The organism is Paenibacillus sp. FSL L8-0644 (assembly GCF_038008165.1).
Taxonomy (GTDB): domain Bacteria; phylum Bacillota; class Bacilli; order Paenibacillales; family Paenibacillaceae; genus Paenibacillus; species Paenibacillus polymyxa_D.
The window spans coordinates 438,609-465,281 of sequence record NZ_JBBOYN010000001.1 but is presented as its reverse complement, the minus strand read 5'-3'; the positions used below and the strand labels follow the sequence as shown (position 1 = coordinate 465,281).

Here is a 26,673-nt window from a genome sequence, read left to right as displayed (position 1 = left end):
GTGTATATATGCATTTAAACATTTGTTATATCCCCATCATAATATACCCCCACGGGGTATGTCAACATTCCAGGAAAATGTCACTTTTTCGCCTTGATTTTCGCCACTGTTTCTACTCAAGCGAATTAAATTGATCAAAATAAGGCTGTAGCAACTCTAACTGTTCCTCATAATCTTTTCTATCCCTCTCAGATAAACGATCTGGATATAGTACACCTTTGGCCCCTGTAATGCGGGGTACATACTCGTAGAACTTCGTGAACAGTACACGAAACTTTACAAATTCATCCTCAGTCAGAACCTTTTTCGCATAGTCCAGCTCGACCTGTAAATCGATGCCTGCGTGGGCCTTTGCATCTAATGTGCCCGTAATGGCAGAATCACCGCCATCTTTTTTACCATCGTCCGTTTGGGTTAGCGCTTTCCCCTGATTCAACTTGTCATAATACGGCTCCAGCTTGGCAGATATATGATCGTATTCACGCTGTTCCTCTGCGCTTAAGCGCTCCTTGTGGAGTGCGCCGTTTTCATCCGTCATTTTCAGATTATAGGCCCCGAGTTCTCTCAATAACCCTATAAAAACAGTGAACTCCTCTTTCGTTAAATGCCCCTGCACCTGCTGCAACTTGGATTCTACTCTATTATATTCCTCTGGCGATCCTCCCATTTCAATTAGCTTTTCCTGTGAACCATATATTGTATCCGCCAAATAAGTGTAAGTAGCAAAAGCACCTGTTGGAATTAGTAATAACACTACGAGAAGAGTTATCACAATATACCTTTTCATAGGTTTAGGTCCTCCTTTTTCAAGCCGTTCAATTTGACCCATAATGTTTTCTTTTAATTCAGCCGGAGCCAATATGTGGTCATCATCCTGCTGCATCACCCTACGTAGTTCTTGCTCAAGCTTCATGGATCTTCTCCACCTTTCCGATTAGAAAATGTTCCTGCTGCTCTTTCGATCGAAGCTTTTGCAAAGCCGCGTGAATTCGTGATTTCACCGTGCCTAACGGTATCTCTAAAATATTGGAGATTTCCTCTTGGGAATATTCCTGCAAATAGTGCAACACAATTACCTGTTTAAGCTTGAACGAAAGCTGCTGAACTGCTTGGAGCAATACATGATTTGCAACCTTGTCCACAATTTCCTCAGAAAAATCATGAGATGTATGAAGTTCGAGCCTTTTTGCTTTGCTTGTGATTCGTAGCCTCATCCATTGTTTTCTACGGTAAGCCCGCATCTGACGCATAACGACCCCCATTAGCCAAGGCTGAAAAGGACGTCTTTCGTCAAATTGCTCAAGTGATTTATATACATGAATATAAATTTCCTGCACCACATCATCAGCATCCACTTTCTCTTCCAACAAAAAATGCACCGTTCTATAGACTGTATGAATTGTTTGATCATACAGTTCTCTGTAAGCCTCACGACTGCCAGCCAGCGTCTCCGTAACAAGAGCAACCATCAAATCATTCTTTGTCAAATTTGCCCGCCTCCTTGCGTTGTCCAATCCTGATCTCCCCCTTTCTTTCATCTCACATCTATATATTTGGCAGGAAACCGAAATATCGTTCGATTCTGTCTCAACATCAGGAAAATAGTCTCCGCATAATCATTCTTTAGCAGGACTACTCTTTTGGTAATATATTGATATAATATTAAAGTTGCAATTCCCACTTGTCTTGTATATATACAAACGAGCAATCATAACAAATCATACGTCGAAGGAGCTTATTAGAAGTCAATGAAAATAAAGATTACACCCTTGTTACGGCTTATCCAAGGCCTGTTGTGGTTTAAAATCCTTGTAATCATTATCGCAGGATGTGTATTTATTTCAGCCCAACCGATAGGTGGGGAGTCTCGGTTAATCCATATGGCCTCCCGCACCCTATCCATCACACCTCCACTTGAAGGTTCTACCGCTCATATGGTCGGATTTGTATTCGGAAAATTGCTCTTTCGATTACTTCCTACAATAATGATCTTGCTGTTTATTGCGACAAAAAAGTATAAACTTACCCTTACTTTACTGCTTTTCGTATCCATTTTTGGTTTAAACATCAACGGAATAGACCCTTTCTTTCCCGTTCATATCTGCATGCTTATTTCAATTCTGGTTCACAAACCATCTCGTATGTACTTAAAGCAGACACCTCTGCCCGCAAAGGAAGCCGAGGATATCTCGATTGCAAAACGGTAAAAAACTCCCATGGACTGAAATGGTTCACGTATCAGTCCATGGGAGTTTTTTAGTTCAATTCGCCTTATTTCAAGCCTTCGCGCGTGTTTCCTTAGCAAGTACGGCAAAGCTTATTAGCGCACCAACCTCGGCTATAGCTATAACGATCGCCATCGGTACGGGGGTGGTTCCACTCCCCAAACCTACTAGCGGTGAAGCGATGGAACCAAGCAATAGAGGCAGCAAACCAAGCATGGCGGACGCACTACCTGCGGAGCGCTGCTGACTCTGCATTGCCAATGAAGTCGTCGTTGTACTTACAATCCCTACGCAGGAAACGACAAAAAACAGAGGAACTAAAACAGCAAACAATTGACCTCCAGTAAAGGCTACAGTAAGCAAGCTGATTCCGGCTACAGCCGCAATGACCAGACCCGACAAGAGTAACTGTCGTTCGCTGAAGCGACCCACAAGTCTACCCGTTAACTGGGAAAACAGTACAATCCCCAAACCATTCACTGCAAAAATGATGCTATACGTCTGAGGGGAAACCCCGAAAATATCCTGAAGCACGAATGGTGAGCCAGCAATATACGCGAACATCGCTCCCGTAATCAGCGCCTGTGAGAAGGCATAGCCCATAAAGCGTCGATCGGCAAACAAGTGACCGAGTGTCCCCAGCGTCTGCTTCAAACCACCGGATGAGCGGCGGTTCGTTGGCAACGTTTCTGGCAAACCCAATACGACGGCAATCAGCATAGCCACGCCGACCACACAAAGTACCATGAATACACCACGCCAGGAAACAAAGTTCAAAATGGCACCGCCCAGTACTGGTGCAGCAATGGGGGCCACGCCGTTCACCAGCATGAGTAGTGAGAAAAAGCGTGTCAATTCTTTGCCCGAGTATAGATCACGGGCTACAGCTCTGGAAATCACAATCCCTGCCGATCCTGTAAGCCCTTGAATAAAGCGAAGTGCAATGAGCATACCGATATTCGGCGCAAACACGCATAACAGCGAAGCAGCAGCGTACAGAATGAGCGAGATCACCAGCGGTCCTCTGCGCCCCCTTACATCGCTAAGCGGACCAGCAACGATCTGTCCAACGGCCAGGCCCAACAGACAGGCGGTCAAACTAAGCTGCGCCAACGAAGTAGTCGTATGCAAATTGTCGGCTAATGTAGGCAGCGACGGCAAATACATATCTATGGACAACGGCCCGAAAGCACTCAATGCACCCAGGACAAAGGCGATCCATAATATTCGCGATTTGGTCATATCTGCGGCAACCATAACAGTATTGGATAACCGGTTCATAATAATAATCATCCTTTTCACAAAAATATAAATAATTACTTCAATATATCATGATATCACTCATTTCGTCTGGCTTCGAATCATTACACGCTAATCCGCAATTTTTTTTCAAAACTGCTATATATCAGGCAGGAATTTACCAATTTCAGGTCGAATTATACGGTAACCAAAACAAAAAATTTGTGGAATCTGGAGAATGATAATGGTCTATGATGGAGTGCTACTGGGTCTCATTGTAGGTCTGTTCAGAGGAGGCTGGCGGCAAGGTCTGATCCGTTTCAGTCAAATTCGCCTTATAGCCGGCTGGATGTTCCCCGTGCTGCTACTGGTACAATTCATTATTTTTTATTTCCAAGAAAAATGGACTGGGCTGGCAGCCATTAACGGGTATCTATTTATGGGAGTCTACGTGGTTGGATTGATATTTCTCTGGTTGAACAGACATCATAAGGGATTCAAGCTTATTATCATCGGCGTATTGATGAATTTTATCGTTATGGCGGTGAATGGCGGCAGGATGCCAGTCTCGTTGAGCGCTTCGGAGGTGCTGGGTCCCTATTATACAGATATGCTTAAATCCGGAAGTGTCATCTCGAAACATTACATGATGGATGCGAGCACGCGTCTATCATTGCTTGGTGACATTATTCCTCTCTCCAAGCCCTATCCCCGCACGCAGGTAATTAGTATTGGAGATGTTGTCATGAACTTCGGGATGTTTCTGTTTATCCAAAGCATTATGGTCGTGAAAAGGACCACGGATAAGCAGCAAGAAACCAATCCCCGCCACGCCTAGTGCGTACCTTATTCCAAGGAAGGGAGGGAACCCTATGAAAAACTTGAAATACTCCCGTGTGATTATCAATGCTATTATTGTAGCTTCTGTCATAATTGCTTTGACTTCCGGTTACAAAATCGGGGGCTAGTCACCGATAAGAAAAAAAGGAAGCACAGGCTCAACAAAACAGGCTGGATTCCGGCCTGTTTTTTCATGTGAAATTTTCGATTATAAAATTGTAAATTATCCCATTCACCCCTGGTAGCTTTGACATCAAGATACGACAAGGCAGGAGAAGAAATGATGAGTATAATAAAAAAGCTGCAAGAACGGGTTACCGCGACGGGAATATATGTGTTTTTCATATGTTTGGCAGGCTTGATCGTCCTCCTGTATACGAATCAGTGGTCCTTTTTGCACTATACGACAACAGAGTGGGTCACGATCTATTCCCTATTGGGAGCAGTTCTAATTCTGGAGCATTTTACATTTCAGCTACCCCCAGCCAGTAACAAGCAGTCCATGGATTCCTCCGTGTATCTGGCTTGTATTTTTGTGCACGGCACCGAAATTGCTATTCTAATTTTACTGTTAAACGTAATCATTGCTATGTTCCGGCACACAGAACTGTCCTGGTGGAAGCATACCGTCAATTTTTCTATTTACGCCCTTTCCATTTTCCTGTCTTCAACAGTATTTGAACTAAGCGGCGGAACGCAGGGAGCTTTAAACCAAGAGCATTTCGCTTCCTACCTGCTGGCGTTAATTTGCTACTTTGCGGTGAACACAATCACACTGGGCATCTACTTTTATATCGCATACAAAGGGTCCTTCAATGAGCTTAAACAGGCTTTTTTGGCTGAATCCCTGCTCGTATACTTATGTACACTCATTCTGTCTTTGGTATTGACTACACTGATTTATAACAATGGCATTCTAGGACTTTTGCTGTTCCTTGGGCTAAGCATGCTCCTATCTCACGCATTCAAGCAAATGTTCACGCTGTATCGGGAAATCGAAGAAAAAGCAAACATGGATCGCAGAACAGGGCTATACAATCACAGCTACTTTGAAAATACACTTGAAGCTGAATTAAATATATCGAGATCCGAGAATACTCCCCTCAGTCTGGCGCTGATTGATATAGATGATTTCAAAAAATACAATGATCATTTCGGTCATCTTAAAGGCGATCAGCTACTGGGATTTCTCGGTGAGTTTCTTAAGAAGGAAACCTCCGACACCCCCATCACCGTATCCCGCTACGGTGGAGAAGAATTCACCCTGCTTATGCCTGATCATACCGCTGAACAAGCTTATGAAATAGTCAATGCTATTCGAAAAAGATTAAATGATTCTCGTTATGAGGGTGTCGAAATTTTTCCACATGGCTGTCTGTCCTTCTCCGCAGGTATTGCCCAAAGCCGCATTGACATCTACGACAAATCACAGCTGGTCGATCTGGCGGATAAAGCCCTGTACTACGCCAAGAAACAGGGCAAAAACATCGTTCATACGCATGGAAGCTTAAATGAAGTGGAGCGTGAGGTGGATCTGGGGCAGGATATTCGTGATCTTGAGCAGCAGCTTAATTTGTTCTTATACAAGGATATTAATACCTTCAAGCATTCAAAACGGGTGTTCAGATATGCAGCAGACATGAGCGATGTGCTTCAACTCGGACCGGAGGATAAGCGGCGTTTCATACTAGGAGCTCTCATTCATGACATTGGTAAACTGGAGATTCCCTGGAATATCCTCAATAAAAAAGAGAAGCTGTCCGGTGAGGAATGGCAGATGGTGCAAGCGCATGTCATGTGGGGCAAGCGTATTGTAGAAGCCAACGAACGATTCGTAGATTTGATTCCTTTTGTGGAGCTGCATCATGAACGTTATGACGGAGGAGGCTATCCGTTTGGCTTTAAGGGCGAGCAAATTCCACTTTTATGTCGGATGCTGACGATCATCGACTCTTTTGATGCGATGACAACCGAGCGTCCCTATCAACCCACCAAAACGTTCGAGGAGGCCATTGAAGAATTACGTGCTTGCTCGGGTAGCCAATTCGATCCCAAACTAACGGCTATTTTTATCCATTATATTCAACATAAGCAACCTGCTTTCACGGATCTCATGGAAACAGGGCTCTAATTCCTTCATAGGCTCTTCCTCTTTGCCCCTAGCATGGTTGAAATCGTCCTGAATTCAACCACACTAGGGGTTTTCATATGATTGGAATTTTGTATAATGCTTATTATTTTAAATTTCATATAAATGTCATAATTCGCTCCATCTATTCGCGCTTTATGCACTATGATTAAGATAGGAATGGATTTGTCCGTCAGGCAAAATCCTCCTGTATAAAATGTTATAAATGGGGATATCCTCGCTTCAAGTAATCGAGAGAAGGTGACTTCACAAGCATGTTGTATCCGTCCAGACCAGCCCGTGTGGCTTGTCTTTTATTGCTGTGTCTCCCCCTTCTGGTCCTGTTTCCTCACTCTTCGTGGGCTCATGCATTTGTCATTGAATCCAGTCCGACCGAAAATCAGGTTTTGGACAAGTCGCCTTCTCAGGTGACCATTACCTTCAATGAAGATTTGCAATCTGCCTTCATGTCGATCAAAGTGACCGACGAAACAGGCAAGCGGGTCGACACAGGAAAAGCACAGCTTGACCCGAATCACAAAGCCACCATGGAAATCCAATTGATCCCAGGGATGAAAAATGGAATTTACTCTGTTAGTTGGAGAGCTTTATCCGCAGACGGACATCCAGTTAATGGAGTTATTCCATTTCAAGTAGGCAGCGGTTCCAATGCGCCTACCCATCAAGCTAACGCACCTGAAGGCTCAGGGACATCACGAATCGACTTAATCGCTGTCCGTTGGTTTCTTTACATAGGACTATCGCTGCTTTTTGGAGCGATTTGTTTCCGGCTGTTCATCTTACCGAGCATAAGCCAAGACAAGAATCAAAGTACACAGCATAAGCATAATCAGCGGCCCTTTGAAACATCGCCCCGCTGGAATAAACTGCTATGGAGCGGCTACGGCATAACGTCTGCCGCCATTCTGATCAGCCTGCCACTTCAGGCTTCATGGGATGCCGGGGTTTCCATCAGGGAGGGCTTCTCACTCCCGATTCTGGGAGAAGCTCTCCAGTTTACTGGAGCCGGACAAATTTGGTTTATCCAGATGATTCTCGTGCTACTCCTAAGCGTAACGCTGATTTACGCGCTGGATTACAGCATTTCGAGTCGCCAGCGCCGTCTTTGGGGCTACAGCTCGGCTCTCCTAACGCTATGCCTCATGCTGTCCAAGGCCTTTGTCGGTCACCCGGCAGCGGCTACCCATCCAGCTCCAGCCATTGCGGCGGACTTCGTCCATCTCGCGGCAGCAGCCTTTTGGATCGGCTCACTTGCCGTCATGGTCGTGTGCCTGCCGGTTGCCGGAGCAGAGTTGCCCGTATCCGAGCGGGCAACTCTACGACAAGCCGCCTTGCGCCGCTTCGCCGGCTGGGGCATTGCTATGGTGGCGGCGTTACTCGCCACCGGTATATATGGAGCCGTGCTGTACATTCCGGCTCCCTCCATGCTGCTGAACACGTCCTATGGACTCGTTCTGCTCGGCAAGGCAGCGCTGCTGCTAGTCATGCTGGCCTTCGCGGCCAGCCAGTTCCGCAGCGCACGGCAAGCGGCGCCCAGCAAGCAAGCCGCCCGGGGATTGCGTGCCGAGTTGTCCGTCGGCCTGCTCGTGATGCTGTTGACTGCGGTGCTCACTCACCTGTCACCCGGTCAGGCACCTGCTGTACCGTTTGAGGAGACTCGCACTACGGGTGGATATAACGTTACCCTGGCAGTCAGTCCCAATGCTGTGGGCAGCAATGAATTTAAGGTATCCGTTCAGGACAGCAAGGGTGCTGCCGTTTCAGGAATCCAGCAGGTTACATTAACGCTCACTCCAGCAGACCCTGACCAAGATCAACAGGAATTTGTTCTACCTGTGAAGCAGCAACAGCCATTCCGCAGTCAGGAATTGATGACCTCCGAAGGAACATGGGCGGTAAAGGTACATGCTCTGACGGCTTCACTCGATGCGGTTGATGCTGAATTCACCCTGCATGTAGGCGGTAAAAAATAATTATTTTATACTTCAGGATTTTGTGAAATCCTCACTTAAAAGGAGCGAATAATTGAATATGAATACAACAATTCAAACAGCAAAATCCAGATTTTCCAGGTTTGCGACCTCTGTGGGTCTAATCGCAGCGGGTGCCTTACTTTTTGCAGGTATGGCCAGTGCACATGTGACAGTCAAGCCTTCTGTTTCACAACCTAATGCGTGGGAAACGTACACATTGAAAGTACCCGTGGAAAAAAACATTCCAACCACCAAAGTCGCCTTGAAAATTCCGAAAGAGGTCGTTTTCAAACAATACGAGCCTGTACCGGATTGGAAGGTAGCCACCGAAAAAGACAGCTCTGGCAAAGTAATCACCGTGACCTGGACGACTGAAAAAGACGGCATTCAAGCAGGTCAATATCAGCGTTTCGGCTTTGTAGCGCAAAATGCAGACCAGAATACCGCAGCAGCCTGGGACGCCTTCCAGTATTACAGTGACGGAAGTATCGTGGAATGGACAGGCGACGAAGGAAGTAGCAATCCTCATTCCATTACCGAAATCACGGCGGATGCCACGTCCGCAACTCCTGCCCCTGCCGCAGACAGCGGACACGATTCGGCGGGTACGGCAGCAGGCCACGCCAGCACAGATACGGCTAATGATAGCAACCCCGCACCTGCTTCGAACAATGCTGTAGAAGCTGCACCTGCCGCTTCTGCTCCAGCCAGCTCTGCTGCACAAACGACAGCACTCGTTCTCTCGATCATTGCAGTCGTTCTTGGTGCCACAGCTGTCGGCATTGCACTCAAGCGCCGCAAGTAATCTGGGTTACGTATAAAGTTAAGAGCGTTTTAAAAAGAAAAAGCTGATACCTATTTAAAAGGTGTCAGCTTTTTTTGTATGAAAGAAAACGATTAATAGTCAGCTTTAATACATACTCAGATTCATCTCATCCTATTATTTCACATTCACCTTTCTATCATTTTTTTGGTAAAATAGGTAGAACCCTCACGATTCTAACATGATAGCATTGCAATCTATTGAGCATAGGAGATCATAGGATGAAAATCGTAAATAAAGCTCTGTTATCTAGTGCTATTTTTCTGAGTACCACAGTGGGCATCTATAGCCCCTTGGCACAAGCTGAAGCCGGCAAGATCAGCATTATGCTGGACGGATATGCATTACCGTTCCCTGTACAACCTGCCATGATGAACGGCACGACCATGGTTCCCTTTCGTGCGATTTCTGAGGCTCTTGGCATTACAGTGAAATGGGATCAAGCCAGCCAAAGCATCACTGCTACCAAGGCGCAAGGCTCTTCTACCAAGCAGGTGGTTCTAAAGATGGGTAGCCGCAATGCCACAGTGGACGGACAAGCGGTTCAACTAACAGCCGCTCCGCAAACCGTGCACGGCAGCACCATGATTCCGCTGGGCTTTTTCGGGCAGCAGTTTGGAGCCACGGTGAACTGGAACCAAGGAACGCGGACGGTCTCCATTACATCGCCACGTGAAGCCATGTATACAGTAGGCTTCTATGCGCTGTCTTCCTTTGACCAAAAATCCAAAATACCGGATTTTAACGTCGTTGCCTTCGGCTGGAGTCGAATTGATACGAACGGACAATTTACCACAAACGGCAAAGAATACAAATGGCCTCAAGCCGCTGGAACTGTAACGCCAGAGTCCATTGTGCAGGAGGCAGACAGCCAGGGGACTTCCCCTTACCTGATGGTCTATTCCGGAGATGGCAATCACGAGCTGACCAAAGTTTTGGAAAATGCGCAGCTTCAAGAACAAACCATTTCCCAAATTGTCAGCACCGCCACCGACAAACAATTTAAAGGCATTACGCTAGACCTGGAAGGATTGGGCTGGAGCGGCGACAAAGCCAAAGCTCGTTCAGACTACAACACCTTTATTAAAAAGCTATCGACCAAAGCGCATCAGGCCGGGCTCAAGCTCACCGTCGTTCTGCATCCGCTGAACAGCTCTTACTCTGGCTATGACTACAAAACGCTGGGCAATCTGGCGGACGATCTGATCATCATGGCTTATGATTACGGACAAAAGGCTACACCTGAGCCTTTGGAAAAAGTGGATGAAGCCATCCAACTGGCCTTGAAGGAAACCTCGCGGGACAAGCTCATTTTGGGGATTTCGATGGGTAGCGAAAAAGACAGCACCGTTAACGCCAAGATCGGTTTAGCCAAACGTTATGACCTCAAAGGAATCGCTATCTGGCGCTTGGGCATCATTGGAGAAACGGCCTGGTCACAGATGAACGAAGCCATCGAGTTTAAATAAGTGTACATTTTATCCAAGTAAAACCGACCTTATTTCGCCCGCCAGATGATTTCTTATGAGTCTTCTATGAAATCATCTGGCGGGCTTTCCTCATTCCCTTTAACAAAAGTGCTTGCCTGATTTGGAAGTTGTCGTCACAGGCTCGCAACCCTGTTCTCCATAGAAGATCCCCCAGTCTCTCATAAAATCCAGCAATGGCCTTAACGTATCTCCTAACGGGGTAAGCGAGTATTCCACACGCGGTGGGTTCTCGTTATAAATTTCACGGTGCACAATGCCATCTCTCTCTAATTCACGCAACTGCAAGGTTAGCATCCGCTGTGTAATATTAGGCAAGGTCCGTCGAATTTCGTTATAGCGCCGCGGTCCTGTGGTCAAATGATACAAGATGACTCCCTTCCATTTGCCGCCTATAACCCCGACGGTTTTCGCTACCGGACATCCAAAATTAACGCTAACTGCATGTTCCATCTCCTGTGCCATGTATACCCTTCTTTCTGTAGAATGTGTAAACCAATAGCCTCAGACGTATGACAAGAAACAAATATGTGCGTACTTGTTCCCTGCAAAAACTTTCTATATGATAACTATATATTCGATATCAGCTCTCATTATAGTAGCAGAAAACCCATAGAGCACCAACTAAACCCATACCCAAAGGAGTACATTTTATGTCTAATACATCAGCTAAAAAACAGGAAATTCTGGACGCCTTTCTGTTCAGGCACGCCACGAAAGAATTTGATCCCAATCGCATCATACCGGAAGAGGATTTTCAGTTCATTCTCGAAACCGGGCGACTTTCTCCAAGCTCCGTCGGTTTTGAACCATGGCAGTTTGTAGTTGTACAAAATCAGGCATTAAGAGAGAAGCTGGCTGCGGTTTCCAGCGGTGGCCAAAAGCAGATTCCTGCGGCTAGCCACGTCATCCTGATTTTGGCGCGCAAGGATGTTCGTTATGATTCTCCTTACGTGGAGTATATGTATAAAGAGGTTAAAGGTATGTCTGAGGAGGAATTTGCCTCACTGCCAGGCCGCTATAAGATTTTCCAGGGTGAAAGTCAACACCTGCTGGAAAACGAACGTACGCTATTTGACTGGGCTTCCAAGCAAACCTATATTGCCTTAGGCAATATGATGACCGCGGCGGCTCAGATCGGTATTGACTCCTGTCCGATTGAGGGTTTTAACTACGATCAGGTGCATGCCATTTTGGAGGAAGAAGGACTGCTGGAGAACGGGCTGCTCGATATTTCAGTCATTGCTGCCTTCGGTTATCGCGCTCATGAACCCAAACGTGAAAAATCCAGACAACCCCTGGAAAAGGTCACACGCTGGATTCTGTAATCTAATATCCCGATTCTCTCCCAAACGATGAACATTGAAGCATCAGAAAAGCGGGCTTGCGGCACTTCATCTGAATGATGAACCTACCACAGCCCGTCTTTTTTAGGTCACTTCAATTTCTATTAAAATCCCCTTGGAAGCCAGGTTATCCAGGCACTCCTTCATATACTCATCGTCATGCTCCACATATGCACCCGCGCCTGCCAGTTCCTCACCCAGCTCTGCCTCCCAAGGCTCACACTGCTTACCGCGATACAAAGGCTGTTCCCATAGTGGGTCAACATTGTACCCTCTGCTTTTCATTTCGTCCATAATGAGCCTATGATAGCGCACCAGCAGCATGGGGTGATAATCGAACACATAATTCACCGTGGCGTGTGGCTTGCCCCACCCATTCCCGCGCAGGGCACAGCACTCACGATGTTGCCCCAGCAGTTGCGGACGGGGTAACTTGTCGATTAAATGTTCATGCCAAAGCCTCATGCTTCCACAACCCTATCTGTAGCTTTTTCTGATCTATTGGATTAGCATACGGATACCTGTCAGCACAATGCCGATCAGGAAGCCTGTAACTGCGCCATTAATACGTATCCACTGCAAATCCTGTCCCAGTTTGTCCTCCATCAGTGCAATCAGGGATTTGTTATCCATTTTGTCTACATTTTCGCGCACCAAGTTACCAATCCGACTATGGTTGGCTTCCACCAGTCCAGTAATACCTTCCACAATTCGCACATTAATCTTGTCCAGCAGCTCGGTATTCCCTCTTAAATCAGTCAACATTCGATCCAATAGCGGTAAAATATAGGTCTGCACATAGCTTCCGTCTTCCATGTAGTCCAATAAGCGTATACGCAGTTCCTCCATTTTTCCCAGCACCGACGCATCACCTTCCCAGGCTTCAACAAGGCTATCCTTCCAGCCGTCCAACCCTTCCTGAACCGTATCTTTCGTCGCCAATCGGGTCACCTGTGTTCTTAGACCATCCAGCACGGCCTGACGGCGCGGGTGCTCTTCCCTTTGCAGTTCTGCTACCTGATCCAGCAAAAAATGACGAATCATTTCACCCATACGCTCTTCGTTCAGATAGCCGAGGAATGCGTTCAAGGCAAACTGCATCAGTCCGCTCACCTGCAAACCGCTGACAGCCTGCATACCTAAGGTACCCAGCGTATAGCCCGTTTCGGGTCGCAAAAGCCAGGACTCGGCTTGTTCCAGCGTGTAATCCAGCGCGCGGCGATCATAACCCTTCTCGCTGGTCTGACGAGCAAGCGCCTCCAGCAGCGGTCCGGCGTCAAAGTCAGTCATCTGCCGCTTGAGCTCTGCCACGATGACCGGAGCCAATTCCGCGAGCGGGAGCGACTGGACGAGCCGCTTGGCAAGAACATCTATGGATGCCGCCGCCTCCGGCGTGCGCAAACCTTTTTCCACACCACCCAGCACCAAATCGGCCAAACGAATATCTGCAATTTTAGACGCGATGCTGTCTTTGTTTAGCAAGTTATTTTCCACCGTACTCACCAAGGCATTTGTGAGCTTGTCCCTATTTTTAGGAAGCAGCGCGGTATGTGGTATCGGAATGCCTAGCGGATGACGGAACAAAGCAGTGACAGCGAACCAGTCCGCCAGTCCCCCTACAAGTCCTGCCTCAAAAGCTCCGGCTAACAAACGAGCCCAGCCATATTGCTGGAAGGGCAATGTGGCTGCAAAGCCTGCCCCTAGAATAACAAGCGACCAAGCCGCTGCGGTTTTCGTATTTTTGGGTTTTCCCATCCTGTAATCCTCCAAACTGACTGTCGAGTAAGTAAAGCACTATACCTGTATTACCCATCATATCATTGCCCGTGTCATTTCCAAAGTTGAAAGCACTCTTGATGAAACGCGTAAGGCCACTTTTTGCGTAATTTTTTATGCATATATCTCTCTTTTTTACATTCATGTTCGTGAACTAAATCACAACACTAGGCCCAAAATCTCATTTTTAATAATAAGCCTTACGAACCATTTTATCAGAACCAAGTCCTAAATTTCTTAAACCGAAAGGAGAAGTGAAGGGAAAAGTTGAATGGGCATGTAAGATATCTTTTTCAGCACTAATTCTATCTTTGACCCCAGAAAGGATTTGAATCCATGATGACCTCAGAATTCTTTCAACAATATTCGACCTTTTATACGGATGATCAGGTTAGATGTCCATAAGAGCGAGGCTTCTATAAAACTTACAAACATATTTTGATATATAGACATATTTCATGTGATAAAATAAACTTTTATATATAGTAAATCATGTTTAATCAGCCATTATATATTGGTTAAATCAAACCAAGATAAGCTAGATAAAATTGCTTCTTTGTAAAGGAATTGAATATGACAACAGACCAAAAAAACAACGAGGGCCTCTGGAACGGCGAACCTGTCGTAATTGTGCGCACTCCCTCCGCTTTTGCCAAGCAATCCCTTTTATATATTCAGGAATTAGGCTACTTCCAAAAAACTTCTGCTTTTACGGTGGAAAGAAAAGAACTCGCCTCTTTTTTGCTTGTTTTTACGTTGTCTGGTAAGGGAGAATTACTATACCGGGACAAGAAATATATTTTAAAGCCTCATGATTTGTTTTTTATTAATTGTGAGGAGTATGTGCAATATAGCACCTCCGGTCATGAAGCCTGGGAGTTTATCAGCTTATACCTGTACGGCAACCTGATCGGAAACTTTTACGAACAATTTGCCAAGCATAATAAACCGGTAATATCCATGCATAATCCGTATATTATATTGGACAAACTGCATGCTCTGATTTGTGGGCAGTCTGACAGAAGTCTTTCCGCTGAACTGCTAACGTCCAGGCTCATTGGTGAAATACTGATGTGCATCTTGCAGCATCCCTATGATCACCAGCATGTGAATGCTGAAACCCTCAGCGAAGTACGTCGGGTACAGCAATATTTGGATCAGTCCTACTGTGAGCGAATAACACTGGACTCGCTGGCAGATATGTTTGAATTAAACAAGTTTAATCTGGCTAAAAATTTCAAAAAGCAGATCGGTTTCTCTCCGATTGATTATCTCATTAATGTCCGTATCACGGCCGCTCAAAGCTGGCTTAAAACCAGTGACATGTCCATTGTGGATATCGCAAGGTACGTAGGTATTCCCAATACGAGCCATTTTATTAACCTGTTCAAGGAGCATGTAGGAGAAACACCTCATTCCTTCCGCAAAAAGTGGGGGAACCGTTCCAAGCTGTAAATGAGAGGTTACATGAAACCAGTTTGATAGATGATAGACGCACAAGCTATTCAAGTTAATGGCAAAGCTGTCGAAAGGCAGTGACGCAAAACTATAGGGCCTTCCTATCCGGATGGCAGCCAGCTACCAGATGAACGAGCTTTTTATTATGCCCTTTTTTACATAGATCCACCACAATTTGCTATGCCTATCTCGAAAAAAGCCCTGATCGCTATGATCAGGGCTTTTTTTTCTATTGGGATAGTCATGTCAGCCTAGCATGCTGAATATACTAATTTCGAACGAAGCATTGCCATATTACGATGAATAGGAGAATCACTTGGAGCATGAGAACAAAAATAAATGTAATGATCATTGCCTTATTGCTCATTGTCCAAAGCTTTTTCAACGCAACACTGGCTTACGCAGATGCTCCAGCCCCAGAACTGCCGCAGAGTGCTGTATCCGATCCTACACATACCGTTACGGATGCTGTATACGGTGTCCCAAACCTTGAACCTCCCAGGGAGATTCCTTCAAACACGCCCCCCTTCGTTCAAGGAGCAGTCAGTTCAAAATCTCAACATGATGCAACTCCGCAGAGCATACTAACGAAGTTGAGCCTGACCGACGAATCAGGGCATGTCATTGATGCAGTATATAGTCCCGACAGCCAATTCGACATCGGATCAGCCATCCAACTAGGCTATGAATGGGAGCTTCCTGACAATACCTATAAGTCAGGAGACACTTTCACCTTTCACTTACCAGAACAGTTTGTCATCTACACTGATATCTCATCTCCGTTAGTCACTACCGACGGAACCGTGGGATACTTCACAGTAGATCGTCAGGGCAAGGTGATCATGACCTTTAACCCATATGTAGAGACTCATTCCAATGTCAGCGGCAAACTGCAAATCAAAACCGAGTTTACAAAAGAAATAGTGAAAGGTAGTACAGAGGTCATCATTGCGATTCCGATCAAAGGCGGGGTGCAAACGGTCATCGTGAATGTAAAGCCCCAGTCAGGGCCGACCCTAAGCAAACAAGGGAAACTAGCTGGCACAAATCAGATCGACTGGACCATTGATGTGAACAAACAGCTAAACACCGTAAAGCATGCCTTCATCACCGATCCAATTCCTTTAGGACTGGAACTCAGAAGAGACTCTATCCGGCTCTATCATCTCCAAGTCAATATCGACGGATCGACCGTTGTTCGAGACCTAGTAAATGCGAGTGAATATGCCATTGAAGCAGATCAAGCCGGGACAGGGTTTGTGATTCGTTTTCAAGACGATAGCATGAACACGGCCTACCAGATTCAATATTCCACGCGCATTACTGGCGACGAAACTCGTTTTTCCAACACAGCAACGCTTTCAGGAGATGCGATAGAGAACGTTGCTGCTACCGGTACTGTTCAGGTAGAACGTGGTGAGTTTTTGTCCAAAAAGGTTGAAAAATATGATCATGCCACACAAACACTCTCGTGGGCCATACGATACAACTTCGGCGAGACAAAAATCCCCGAAGCCAAAGCTCTTTTAATTGATCATTTCAACAAAACTCAAGAATTGCTACCCGGTTCCTTGAAAGTATTTAAAGGAAACACGCTGGAGGAACTCCCATCGTGGGCGTATACTGTCATCCCAGTTGATTATCCGGACCGCAACGGCTTCAAACTTCAATTTAACTTCGACGTAGATTCAGCCTATACCATCCGATACCAGACTCAAGCCAGAGGCCGTGTCTATGAAAATGGAAAAGTTATAAACATCATAACCTCAGATGGAATCCAGAAGATCGTATCGACAGAAATCACAAGCGGAGTTATGACTAAAATGTATGACACACCCAATTACAACACCAAAATCATACCTTGGGTGATTACCATTAATACAGACTTATACACCATGAAAAATATTGTCATTCACGATGTGTTTCCAAACGGGGGCTTGGCCTTGTTGCCGGACACCCTGAAAATTCAAACTGTTGACGGAACAACGGAGCTACGTGCCCCCACGGATTATGAGCTGATTCCGCTATCACAGGACTATAAACAAGGATTTACGCTCAAATTTCATAAAACCATTCATAAAGCTTATACGATCAAGTATTCAACCACCTATAACAATGACTGGAAAACGGATACGACGAAGCCTGAGTTTCGTAATAAATCCATTATAGAATACCAGTTTGAAGACGGAGAAACATCATCGCATGCCGTGGAGTGCCCGATCTGGCCGGACTTTATGACACAACGAAACGGTGCCAAGCAAGGAAGCTATAATGCGACCTCCAAGCTCATTACCTGGGACATTAAAGCCAACTACAATCGCAAGATCCTAAACCACGCGGAAGTGAGAGACCCCTTGCTGCAAGGTCAGAAGTTACTGCCCGGCTCCGTGAAAGTACACGATATGACCTTGCTGGGATGGTGGGATGGCGTACAAAAAGGGGCTGAAATCCCGGCAGATCAATACACCATTATCCCTCCCTCCGAGCAAAATGGGAATGAATTGCGTATCCAGTTCAAGGAGCAGATACAGACTCCCTACTGGATTACCTTTCAAACTTCATTGGAAGGAGAACTGATTGACAAGGAAATTCATAATCAAGCCCTTCTACTGGATGGACAAAAAACAGTCTCCAAATGGGCAGCGCAAGTCACGGTACCTCATGGTGGAGAATATGTATCTAAAGTCGGTACACAAAATGGAAATAAGATCGACTGGAGCATCCGCATCAATGAAGGACAGTCACATGTATCCAACGCTAAAATTATAGATCAGCCTAGCAGCAATCAAATCTTAATCGAGGATTCCTTTCATTTGTACTCTACAATCATCGCTGCCAACGGAAATACCACCAAGGGCACCGAGTTGATTAGAAACCAAGATTACAAGCTGTATATCAAAACAGATGCTCAAGGCCAGCAAACTTTTGAACTTGCTTTTGCCAAGGATATTTCCTCTGCTTTTATTCTTGAATACCAATCATTCATTCATGCTGAGGACAAAGCCAAAGTGAGTAATAAGGTTGCCTTTGAGGGGGATCGCTTGACGACAGAGATACGGGAAACCAGCCAGGAAATCATTGTACGAACGTCTTCCGGCTCCGGTTCCGGCGGGGGTGTGACCGAAAGTCTTGAGTTGACCAAGGTAGACCAGGATATGCCTGAGAAGGTACTGCCTGGCGCACAGTTTGCACTCTATGATAAAGGTCAAAAAAGAGCCCCTCTCATTCAGACCACCAATCAGGAAGGCAAAATCATCTTTTCCTCCTTGCTTCATGACGATTACATCTTGGAGGAATTGGCAGCACCGGAGGGCTATAAAATCACCGAGAGCAAGCTTGAGATCAAAATAGACGCAACACTGCGACAAAGCTCTGGTGTAAAAAAGATTGTGATCACCAACCGTAAAGAAAAGAAAAACGAACCAGGAACGCCTACTCATCCAGACCCGTCACCCCCGTCTGGAGGCTCAGGTAAGAAACATGACAGAGATCCGGAAATACCCGATACTCCGTCTGTAACCGTTCCTCCGTCATTGCCAATGTCTCCGGAGGACATAGCCCTTCTACAGGAGGAACCTGCACCTATACCGCCGGAGCCGCCAGCCGTCATGCCTCATCAAGATCCTTCTCCTCCGGTGGATTCGAAAGACGATCCCAAACCTAAGATCCGTGTCAAGGTTCCCGGGAAAGAGCCAGAAGAGCCAGAGGATCCACCTGCGGTACATCAGTTGCCCCAAACAGGTGAAAGCAGCCCCGTTCCGTTCTATTTGACAGGCATAGCGTTGGTTATGTGGGGCGTATTGTTGAAATTCACACGGACGAACAAAAAATAAAATGGATCACCTGCCCTGATCTCTCGCCTCATTCCATTTCCGATTGGAATGAGCCGGGAATGGGGATTTTTCAAAAAAATATGTATAATCCGTACTTTGCTTAGGGGAGGCGAGATTGCTGAGTCTGCGTAAACTTTCCTACGTATTTATTTTGTTAGGCTTACTTTTTATTTTGTTTCCTAAAGCGACGGAATGGAATGAGGATCGGGAACAAAGCAAGCTATTAAAAGCAGCAGAACTACCATCAGGAAAAAGCGATGCGCTATGGCCCCCCAGTCTTACGGACAGCTATGCTCGCTTGTCCACTACTCTTACGGAAGTTCCGGTTAGTGAAGCACGACAAAATACTTCCACACCCCCTGTTACCATTGGAAGCGCTAATGAACAAACTCCCATAGCCACTATTAGTATAAGTCGTATTGCTTTAAAGCTCCCTGTATTGGAAGGCGCAACGAGGATAAATATGAGACACGCGGCTGTACATATGCCGGAAACGGGGACGCTGGGACAGGCGGGGAATGCCGCCATTGCTGCTCATCGAGCCCGCACCTCTGGACGTTTATTTAATCGTCTAAATGAATTGAAGATCGGGGATAAGATTGTTGTTAACACTCGGGGTAACCAATATGTATATAGCGTTTATAGCCTGAAGATGGTCGATCCTACGGACGTATCTGTTCTGAAAAGCTTCAAAAAACAAAAGCTGCTCACCCTGATTACATGTGACCCTCTCATAAATCCCACCCATCGTCTCATTGTTCAGGCCAAACTAAGCACCTAAAGCCATTAAAGCGCCTATTTTTATGAGTAAAAATAAATCAGGCGGGCCATTCCTGTTCATTTACAGAAATACACCCGCCAATGTTCACATTACGATTCAGTTGGATTCTTGGCAATCAACTTGAAATCATCAAAGTGGAATCCTGGTGCAACCACACAGGTTACCAGTACGGGCTCATCCCCAAGCGGACGTGCCGTTTGCCATACTGCTCCTGGGACGAGTGCTTGTGGATGCTGTCCTGCCTCCACATCTGCACCAACAATAATCACAGTTTCTTCACCAGGCTCTTCTCCGCTTCCACCCAATTTCAACTCTACAGGGCTTCCGCTATGATATAACCACAGCTCATCAGAATGGACCACATGCCACTCGGAGAACTCACCCGGATGCAGCAAGAAATACGTAGACGAAGCTGCAAAGCGCGGACCAGAATATACATCCGGCAATACAGGCTTCGGAATTTGAAAATTGGCCTTCCACATCTCTTTGTACCAGCCGCCTTCTGGATGGGGCTCCATGCCCAATGCCGTGACTAGCGGTGAAATAGCTTTCGTCATTGTCTAACCTTCCTTTACCCTAAATTCCTTCTTCCCTACTGTAAAACATAGCGTTGCTTTTGTCACGTTTCTCCCTTGGCTTGTCGGGGATCAATAATTTATGTGAAATTTAATAACATAAAAATACGGATGTTTACTCATTTTCATCATATAAATAATAGTTCACTAGTAAAAATCACACCAAAATACATTACACGTGAAGTTTTATGACATAAAATCTTGTTTTTTATTGTAAGCTTATAGTATCATGAGAGAAATTTTTAAATTCTAATAGAGCTTGGTCATGTCAATCCGTCTACTAAGCTATGTATCCAAGCCTAAAAGGGGTGAGCTCTCTGATCCAGTTTCGCAATGTCAACAAGCATTACGGTCACTTTCATGTACTCAAAGACATTAATCTTCAGATTAAGGAGGGCGAGGTCGTCGTCATCATCGGTCCCTCCGGCTCGGGTAAAAGCACCCTGCTTCGCTGCATCAATCGTCTGGAAACGATATCGGATGGGGAACTGATCGTTAACGAGATCCCTGTACATGACAAAAAGATTGATATTAATGCCTTCCGTCGCAATATCGGAATGGTGTTCCAGCATTTCAATCTGTATCCCCACAAAAAGGTAATTGAAAACATTGTACTGGCACCTATGAAGGTACTGGGCATCTCGAAAGAAGAAGCTACTCAAACAGCCATCACTTATCTAAAGCGCGTCGGAATCGAGGAAAAGGCACAGAGCTACCCCGCCCAATTGTCTGGTGGACAGCAGCAGCGGGTCGCGATCGCCCGCGGGCTCGCGATGAATCCAAAAATTATGTTGTTTGACGAGCCTACCTCAGCTCTTGATCCCGAAACGATCGGAGAGGTACTGGATGTTATGCGCTCGCTCGCCCATCAGGGCATCACAATGGTCATTGTCACTCATGAAATGGGCTTTGCACGTGAAGTGGCGGACCGCGTGATTTTTATGGACAAAGGACAGATTTTGGAAGACGGCCAACCTGCCGAATTTTTTCAGAATCCGGGTGAAGAACGGGCCCGCCTGTTCCTGAGCCGTCTGATTCATCATTAAACAGACTTACCAATGTAGCGTAAATCGAAAGGGGAATGTTCTGATGAGAAAAAGATTTCAATGGAGTACTTTGGTGCTGGTAGCTTTATCTTGTCTGCTCGTCTTGGCAGGCTGCGGAGGCAAAGAAGGAGCGGCAACGTCGGGAAATGAGCCGGCAGCAGCCAACGGACTGGAAGCGATCAAACAGCGTGGCAAACTAGTCATTGGTGTGAAATACGATACCAAGCTGTTCGGACTGAAAGACCCGGCTAGCGGAAAAGTAGAAGGTTTTGATATCGACATCGCCAAGGCTGTAGCCAAACATATTTTTGGCGATGAAACCAAACTTGAACTAAAAGAAGTCACGTCCAAAACACGAATCACCTTATTGCAAAACGGGGACATCGACGCCATTATCGCGACGATGACCATTTCGGATGAACGTAAAAAGCAGGTTGATTTTAGCGACGTCTATTTTAACGCCGGGCAATCTCTACTCGTGAAAAAGGGGAGCCCCATCACCGGGCTGGAGTCCCTGACCCCGAATACCAAGGTGCTCGCCGTGAAAGGCTCTACTTCCGCCAAAAATATCCGTGAAAAAGCACCAGAAGCGACGATATTAGAATTCGAAAACTATCAGGATGCTTTCAATGCCCTCAAAGCAGGTAAAGGAGAAGCGTTAACTACCGATAACTCTATTCTGCTCGGCATGCAGAAACAAGATCCGAATTATATTCTTGTAGGCGGGAACTTCACAGAGGAACCTTACGGCATTGCAGTAAAGAAGGGACAAACCGAACTGCTACAAGCCATTAATGATACGATCAAGGAACTGAAAAGCAACGGTGAATACGATAAGCTCCACGAGCAATGGCTTGGGGTTAAGCCCGAATAGTATTCTTGTGAAGGAGCCGCGATTGCGAGCTCCTTCCTTTCTTAAGTCTGGATAAGGAGGTATACCTGTAGATGCTTACTTTTGATATCAACGTACTTTTCGATCATAGCGACCGTTTCAGAGAAGGCTTGCTTCATACCGTTCAAGCTAGTGTCATTGCCTTGATCGGAAGCTTTATTCTGGGGGCTATTATTGCCATCCTCCGAATTGCGCCTTTTAAATGGCTAAACTGGATCGGTACCGTCTATGTAGAGGTCATCCGCAATATCCCATTGCTGATCGTCGTGCTGTTTTTTTATCTCGGGCTTCCCACTTTGGGCATCCCTTTGGACGGATTCGTATCTGGAACGCTTGGATTGACCGTATACACAGCCTCCTTTATTGCTGAAGCCATACGTGCCGGCATTCAATCTGTGCCCAAGGGGCAATTTGAAGCGGCAAGGTCTTCCGGGTTGAGTTACAACCAGACGATGATCAGCATTATTTTACCGCAAGCCATCAAAATTGTACTGCCTGCGATCGGCAACCAATTCATTAATCTGGTCAAAAACTCTTCCGTGCTGGCTATTGTGGCCGGACTGGACCTCATGTATTACTCGGACCTCATTAACTCGGATACCTTCCTGCCCATCACAGTCTACGCCATCACGGCGTTGTTGTATCTTATCTTGACAGTTCCGCTTAGCTTTCTTGTACTGTACATGGAACGGCGTCTGTCCAAAACATCCTAAGGAGGGAAGCCTGTATGGATTTCGGTGGATTGTTTGTGTGGCCTAATATGCGTTTTATACTGGAGGGCTTCCTGCTCACGCTGGAGGTTGCTATTTACTCTATCGTGTTCAGCTTCACTCTCGGTATCATGTTCGGCATCCTGCGCTATACCCGCTTACCTGTCATTTCACAGGTTGCAGCCTTTATCATTGATCTCATTCGCAATCTTCCATTATTGCTCATTATTTTCTTCATCGGCATGGTTTTACCATCTATCGGTCTTTCCATTTCCCTCAAGTGGGCAGCCATTACAGGCCTGTCGATCTTCGAGGGAGCCATGATTGCCGAGATTGTGCGTAGCGGTCTGAATTCGGTCCATAAAGGACAGGTGGAAGCCGCACGTTCCTCTGGTCTAAGCTATTCTCAAACCTTATGGCATATCATTCTGCCCCAAGCGCTTCGTCGCATGGTGCCCCCGATTGTCAGCCAGTTCATTTCCCTATTCAAGGATACCTCACTGGCTGTCATTATCAGTTTGCCGGAGCTGACGCATAATATTCAGATTGTCGGTGGGCAAAATCAATCCTTTGTCATTCCAGCCCTGCTGTTCGCAGCTTTCCTGTACTTTGCTGTCAATTACAGTATGTCACTGATTGCACGCAGGCTGGAAGTTCGTACACATTAAAGCTCGTGATACTCATCAGGGTTGCCACTAGTTGGAACGCACGGTTAGTACAGCTTGTATCTCTTTAATCAATTGCTTCAACGCTTCTCCCTGATAACGGCCAGACCGATAAACCAGCTCTAGCTGACCCTGGAGCACGTCGCACAAAATAGGTACAGTGCAAAATTGTGAGTGATCCAATTCTGTTGCAAGGGACTCCGTCTGTAGGGTTACGGCAAGTCCATCCTGCACCCATCGTAGGATGGAAGGTATGGAATTGGTCTCCAAGACAGTTGCAAAGGGATACCCGTGATCACGGAAGCACTTCTCAATCAGTTTCCTGCCGGGATGACACTCTGGCTGCATCCCCCAGGGTACATGCCTCAATTCGTCCAGCGTAATGGAAGAACGGTTGGAAAACACATGCTCTACCGGAACAACAAGACAGTAGTTCTCCGTACGAAGAGGAAGCTGGACAAGCCTTTCATCCGTACCCGAATGCAGCGTGATGCCAACATCCACTCGGTTATCCAGCAGCTGTTCTGTGACATCAAATGATGGATGGATGTGCAAGCTGACTCTAGGAAATGACTGATGAAAATGGATAAACATTTCTTGTAATGGTTCCTCCAGCTCCGGTAATGCGATACCAATCCGCAAACTCCCGCGTTGCTCGGTGCGCAACTCCTCAATGGAAGCCTTTGCTTGCTGTAAATCCTTGAGCGCATGTGCACTGTGTTGCAGCAACAATTTCCCGGCATCTGTCATCTTAATTTTCTTGCCTGCACGGTCAAAAAGAGTCATGCCCAATTCCTCTTCCAACGCCTTAATTTGCAAGCTAAGTGTGGGTTGGGAGATTCCGATCTTTTCCGAAGCTTTCGTAAAATGCAGTTCCTCGCATACCGCAATGAAGTATTGAAGCTGACGTATCTCCGTCTTCCTTCTCTCCCTTCGAGAATCCCCAGAATGATTGCATAAAAGGTCAAAAGAAGCGCAAAATCGGATCAAACCGGTTCGCGCTTCTTCTTCAGGTTATTGCGCTTTTTTTAGATTATTGGGCTACTTCTGCTTTTTCCGCAGTCAACGTAATATTCGCAAACGTATCTGCATCATACTCCTTGCCACGGGTAATATCGTAATTGGCTACCCGATTATTCACTGCCTCCAACGAGTAACGGAATAACGTCGGTACAATGGGTGCCTCCTCGCTCATATACGCCTGCCACTGATTGTATATATCTTTACGATAATTGTCGTCAAAGGCTTTCACAGACACCCCTTCCTGCAACAGCTTATCATTCTCTTCACTGGTAAAGCGCGAGTAGTTAAAGCTGGCTCCGCGTCCATACAGCCCACTAGGGTTTACATCTGTACCTGTACTCCATGCGCCGCCAAAAATATCAATGCCAGGGTCATCCTTCTGCACACGGTCATAGAAAGAATTGAACTCAAGCAGACGACCGTCCACCAGCTCGACATGAAGCCCGACATCCTTCCAATTTTGCAAATAAAACTTCGCCAGCGATTCGGCTGTCGCATCCCCGCTCATTGCCGCATAATGGAGCACCAGTTCCTTGCCCTTAGGGTCCTCACGGTATCCATCTCCATTGGTGTCCACATACCCTGCCTCGTCCAGCAGCTTTTTTGCCTTGTCCGGATCATACGCAATGCCCTTCGCATTCACATCATGATATCCCTTAAAGGCGGGCGGGACCAAGGATGTCGCAGGAGTCCGAAGCCCATGATAGAGCTGCTTGCCAACCTGCTCGTTATTCAGCGCATAGCCGAGGGCCTGACGTAATGACTTGTTCGCCAGCTTGGCGTTCGGGTCCATGATATTTAGACTCTTGGCCTGATCGAATTTGCCCATCTTAAAGCCTACATAGCTATAAGATAATTCCTCCTGACCGAGAAACTGTACATTTTTCGGATTGCTGGCCTCATTGTAACGGGTGGTTGGATAGCTGGCCCAGTCGACTTCTCCACTTTTCAGCGCCTCGGTAATGACATTCGGGTTCACCACCTTCAGATGAAGGCCATCCAGCTTGGGTACACCGTGAAAATAATCCTCATTTTTGACAAATTCCACAGATTCACCTGTAACCATGGATTTAATTTTGAACGGCCCATAGCCAATCGGATTTTTACGGACAGGGTCTGATCCGGCCATATCTTTCACGGGGATATTCTGAAACACCTTTTTCTCCAGGGGGGTAGACCAAAGTCCCGATTTCACCGAAGGATTAGGTTCCTTGAAATGAATGGTAACCTCTTTCTCATTGAGCACTTTGATGCCAGAAATGGTTTTGGCCTTACCCGAGTGATAATCTTCCATACCCATAATATTCGTCATAAAACTATCATAACGCGGACCTTCGTAGTCTTTATGACCGATCACTTCATAGGAAAAAGCATAGTCCTCCGCCGTTACGGGATTACCATCCGTCCAGTTCAGTTTGGGATCAATTTTCACAGTCACCGCCTTATTGTCTGGGGAAAAGGAAATCGTCGCCGCCCCTTTATTGTCAATATTCAGATTGGAGTCAATCGAAAACATAGAAGGGTAAAAAAACTGGAAGACTTCAAAATCAGGATTGCCATCATAAAATACAGGATTCAGAATGCCTTCAAAGGGGGTATCAGACACGAGTGCATAATTGATGATGCCACCCTTAATCGGTGCCTTATCGTTCTTGACCGCCTTCGCCAGCGCTGTCGCATTCACCTGTTTGCTGTCGGACCCTGAGCCGCCTGTACCGTCAGACGATTTCCCTCCATTTGAAGCGGAAGGCGAACCGCTGCATGCCGCCAATGAAAGTACAAAAATTGCAGATAGAACAGGCAGAATCCCTTTTTTCCAGTGTTTAACCATT

23 protein-coding genes and 1 riboswitch are annotated in these 26,673 nt (G+C 46.2%); of the genes, 14 read left to right on the top strand and 9 right to left on the bottom strand.

Annotation, left to right across the window (positions count from 1 at the left end; all coding sequences use genetic code 11):
• Positions 1 to 112: 112 nt before the first annotated feature.
• Both NSS94_RS02070 and NSS94_RS02065 read right to left on the bottom strand, forming a co-directional pair.
• Positions 113 to 913, bottom strand: a complete 801-nt coding sequence (locus tag NSS94_RS02070) for a DUF3600 domain-containing protein (protein WP_039270283.1) — start codon at positions 911 to 913, stop codon at positions 113 to 115.
• Positions 903 to 1,469 (bottom strand): sigma-70 family RNA polymerase sigma factor, encoded by a 567-nt coding sequence (locus NSS94_RS02065; RefSeq protein ID WP_341040376.1) that lies wholly within the window; start codon positions 1,467 to 1,469, stop codon positions 903 to 905. The genes NSS94_RS02070 and NSS94_RS02065 overlap by 11 nt, the downstream gene beginning before the upstream one ends.
• A 279-nt stretch (positions 1,470 to 1,748) precedes the next feature.
• Between NSS94_RS02065 and NSS94_RS02060 the strand changes: the two genes are divergently transcribed.
• On the top strand, positions 1,749 to 2,207 hold the full coding sequence (locus NSS94_RS02060) for a hypothetical protein (RefSeq protein ID WP_318627667.1): 459 nt from the start codon (positions 1,749 to 1,751) through the stop codon (positions 2,205 to 2,207).
• Positions 2,208 to 2,276: 69 nt separating this feature from the next.
• Here NSS94_RS02060 and NSS94_RS02055 read toward each other — a convergent pair whose 3' ends face one another.
• Positions 2,277 to 3,506 (bottom strand): multidrug effflux MFS transporter, encoded by a 1,230-nt coding sequence (locus tag NSS94_RS02055; protein ID WP_318627668.1) that lies wholly within the window; start codon positions 3,504 to 3,506, stop codon positions 2,277 to 2,279.
• Between the two features lie 202 nt (positions 3,507 to 3,708).
• Here NSS94_RS02055 and NSS94_RS02050 point away from each other — a divergent pair, with 202 nt between their 5' ends.
• The 5 genes from NSS94_RS02050 (at position 3,709) to NSS94_RS02030 (ending at position 10,718) form a co-directional block, all read left to right on the top strand.
• The gene (locus tag NSS94_RS02050; RefSeq protein WP_165147924.1) at positions 3,709 to 4,302 is read left to right on the top strand and encodes a DUF5317 domain-containing protein; all 594 of its coding nucleotides are present in this window, start codon (positions 3,709 to 3,711) and stop codon (positions 4,300 to 4,302) included.
• A gap of 282 nt (positions 4,303 to 4,584) precedes the next feature.
• Entirely contained in the window at positions 4,585 to 6,435 is a 1,851-nt protein-coding gene (locus tag NSS94_RS02045; RefSeq protein WP_049816859.1) for a bifunctional diguanylate cyclase/phosphohydrolase, read from the top strand.
• Between the two features lie 272 nt (positions 6,436 to 6,707).
• Positions 6,708 to 8,426, top strand: coding sequence for a copper resistance CopC/CopD family protein (locus tag NSS94_RS02040; RefSeq protein ID WP_341038446.1), 1,719 nt, complete (start codon positions 6,708 to 6,710; stop codon positions 8,424 to 8,426).
• A gap of 58 nt (positions 8,427 to 8,484) precedes the next feature.
• Complete coding sequence (locus tag NSS94_RS02035; RefSeq protein WP_341038444.1) at positions 8,485 to 9,231, top strand: YcnI family copper-binding membrane protein; 747 nt, start codon at positions 8,485 to 8,487, stop codon at positions 9,229 to 9,231.
• Positions 9,232 to 9,470: 239 nt separating this feature from the next.
• The gene (locus tag NSS94_RS02030) at positions 9,471 to 10,718 is read left to right on the top strand and encodes a stalk domain-containing protein (RefSeq protein WP_341038443.1); all 1,248 of its coding nucleotides are present in this window, start codon (positions 9,471 to 9,473) and stop codon (positions 10,716 to 10,718) included.
• A gap of 99 nt (positions 10,719 to 10,817) precedes the next feature.
• On the opposite strand, the gene NSS94_RS02025 is transcribed toward NSS94_RS02030, so the two are convergent.
• The gene (locus tag NSS94_RS02025) at positions 10,818 to 11,201 is read right to left on the bottom strand and encodes a winged helix-turn-helix transcriptional regulator (RefSeq protein ID WP_023986690.1); all 384 of its coding nucleotides are present in this window, start codon (positions 11,199 to 11,201) and stop codon (positions 10,818 to 10,820) included.
• 188 nt (positions 11,202 to 11,389) lie between these two features.
• Between NSS94_RS02025 and NSS94_RS02020 the strand changes: the two genes are divergently transcribed.
• Positions 11,390 to 12,064 (top strand): NAD(P)H-dependent oxidoreductase, encoded by a 675-nt coding sequence (locus NSS94_RS02020; protein WP_029514680.1) that lies wholly within the window; start codon positions 11,390 to 11,392, stop codon positions 12,062 to 12,064.
• A gap of 102 nt (positions 12,065 to 12,166) precedes the next feature.
• On the opposite strand, the gene NSS94_RS02015 is transcribed toward NSS94_RS02020, so the two are convergent.
• Both NSS94_RS02015 and NSS94_RS02010 read right to left on the bottom strand, forming a co-directional pair.
• Positions 12,167 to 12,547: a TIGR02328 family protein gene (locus NSS94_RS02015; RefSeq protein WP_029514679.1), complete on the bottom strand. Its 381-nt coding sequence runs from the start codon at positions 12,545 to 12,547 to the stop codon at positions 12,167 to 12,169.
• Between the two features lie 33 nt (positions 12,548 to 12,580).
• Entirely contained in the window at positions 12,581 to 13,837 is a 1,257-nt protein-coding gene (locus NSS94_RS02010) for a DUF445 domain-containing protein (protein WP_341038440.1), read from the bottom strand.
• A gap of 594 nt (positions 13,838 to 14,431) precedes the next feature.
• Here NSS94_RS02010 and NSS94_RS02005 point away from each other — a divergent pair.
• The 3 genes from NSS94_RS02005 (at position 14,432) to NSS94_RS01995 (ending at position 19,930) form a co-directional block, all read left to right on the top strand.
• Positions 14,432 to 15,313 carry an AraC family transcriptional regulator gene (locus NSS94_RS02005; protein ID WP_029514677.1) on the top strand — a complete coding sequence of 294 codons (882 nt, stop codon included), beginning with the start codon at positions 14,432 to 14,434 and terminating at the stop codon, positions 15,311 to 15,313.
• A 50-nt stretch (positions 15,314 to 15,363) separates the two neighbouring features.
• A riboswitch (cyclic di-GMP riboswitch) is annotated at positions 15,364 to 15,444 on the top strand.
• Positions 15,445 to 15,639: 195 nt separating this feature from the next.
• Positions 15,640 to 19,149 (top strand): collagen binding domain-containing protein, encoded by a 3,510-nt coding sequence (locus NSS94_RS02000; protein ID WP_069010737.1) that lies wholly within the window; start codon positions 15,640 to 15,642, stop codon positions 19,147 to 19,149.
• Between the two features lie 115 nt (positions 19,150 to 19,264).
• Positions 19,265 to 19,930, top strand: a complete 666-nt coding sequence (locus tag NSS94_RS01995) for a class D sortase (RefSeq protein ID WP_340884137.1) — start codon at positions 19,265 to 19,267, stop codon at positions 19,928 to 19,930.
• A gap of 89 nt (positions 19,931 to 20,019) precedes the next feature.
• Here NSS94_RS01995 and NSS94_RS01990 read toward each other — a convergent pair whose 3' ends face one another.
• Positions 20,020 to 20,487 carry a cupin domain-containing protein gene (locus NSS94_RS01990; RefSeq protein ID WP_029514674.1) on the bottom strand — a complete coding sequence of 156 codons (468 nt, stop codon included), beginning with the start codon at positions 20,485 to 20,487 and terminating at the stop codon, positions 20,020 to 20,022.
• 305 nt (positions 20,488 to 20,792) lie between these two features.
• On the opposite strand from NSS94_RS01990, the gene NSS94_RS01985 reads away from it, so the two are divergent.
• The 4 genes from NSS94_RS01985 (at position 20,793) to NSS94_RS01970 (ending at position 23,821) form a co-directional block, all read left to right on the top strand.
• Positions 20,793 to 21,551 (top strand): amino acid ABC transporter ATP-binding protein, encoded by a 759-nt coding sequence (locus NSS94_RS01985; protein ID WP_069010735.1) that lies wholly within the window; start codon positions 20,793 to 20,795, stop codon positions 21,549 to 21,551.
• Between the two features lie 43 nt (positions 21,552 to 21,594).
• Positions 21,595 to 22,425 (top strand): transporter substrate-binding domain-containing protein, encoded by an 831-nt coding sequence (locus NSS94_RS01980; protein ID WP_069010734.1) that lies wholly within the window; start codon positions 21,595 to 21,597, stop codon positions 22,423 to 22,425.
• 71 nt (positions 22,426 to 22,496) lie between these two features.
• A complete protein-coding gene (locus tag NSS94_RS01975) occupies positions 22,497 to 23,156 on the top strand; it encodes an amino acid ABC transporter permease (protein WP_023986681.1) in 660 nt (219 codons plus the stop codon).
• Between the two features lie 14 nt (positions 23,157 to 23,170).
• Complete coding sequence (locus NSS94_RS01970; RefSeq protein ID WP_341038439.1) at positions 23,171 to 23,821, top strand: amino acid ABC transporter permease; 651 nt, start codon at positions 23,171 to 23,173, stop codon at positions 23,819 to 23,821.
• 27 nt (positions 23,822 to 23,848) lie between these two features.
• On the opposite strand, the gene NSS94_RS01965 is transcribed toward NSS94_RS01970, so the two are convergent.
• Entirely contained in the window at positions 23,849 to 24,808 is a 960-nt protein-coding gene (locus tag NSS94_RS01965; RefSeq protein WP_165147906.1) for a LysR family transcriptional regulator, read from the bottom strand.
• Positions 24,809 to 24,851: 43 nt separating this feature from the next.
• On the bottom strand, positions 24,852 to 26,672 hold the full coding sequence (opp4A, locus tag NSS94_RS01960) for an oligopeptide ABC transporter substrate-binding protein (protein ID WP_341038438.1): 1,821 nt from the start codon (positions 26,670 to 26,672) through the stop codon (positions 24,852 to 24,854).
• Between the last annotated feature and the right edge of the window lies 1 nt (position 26,673).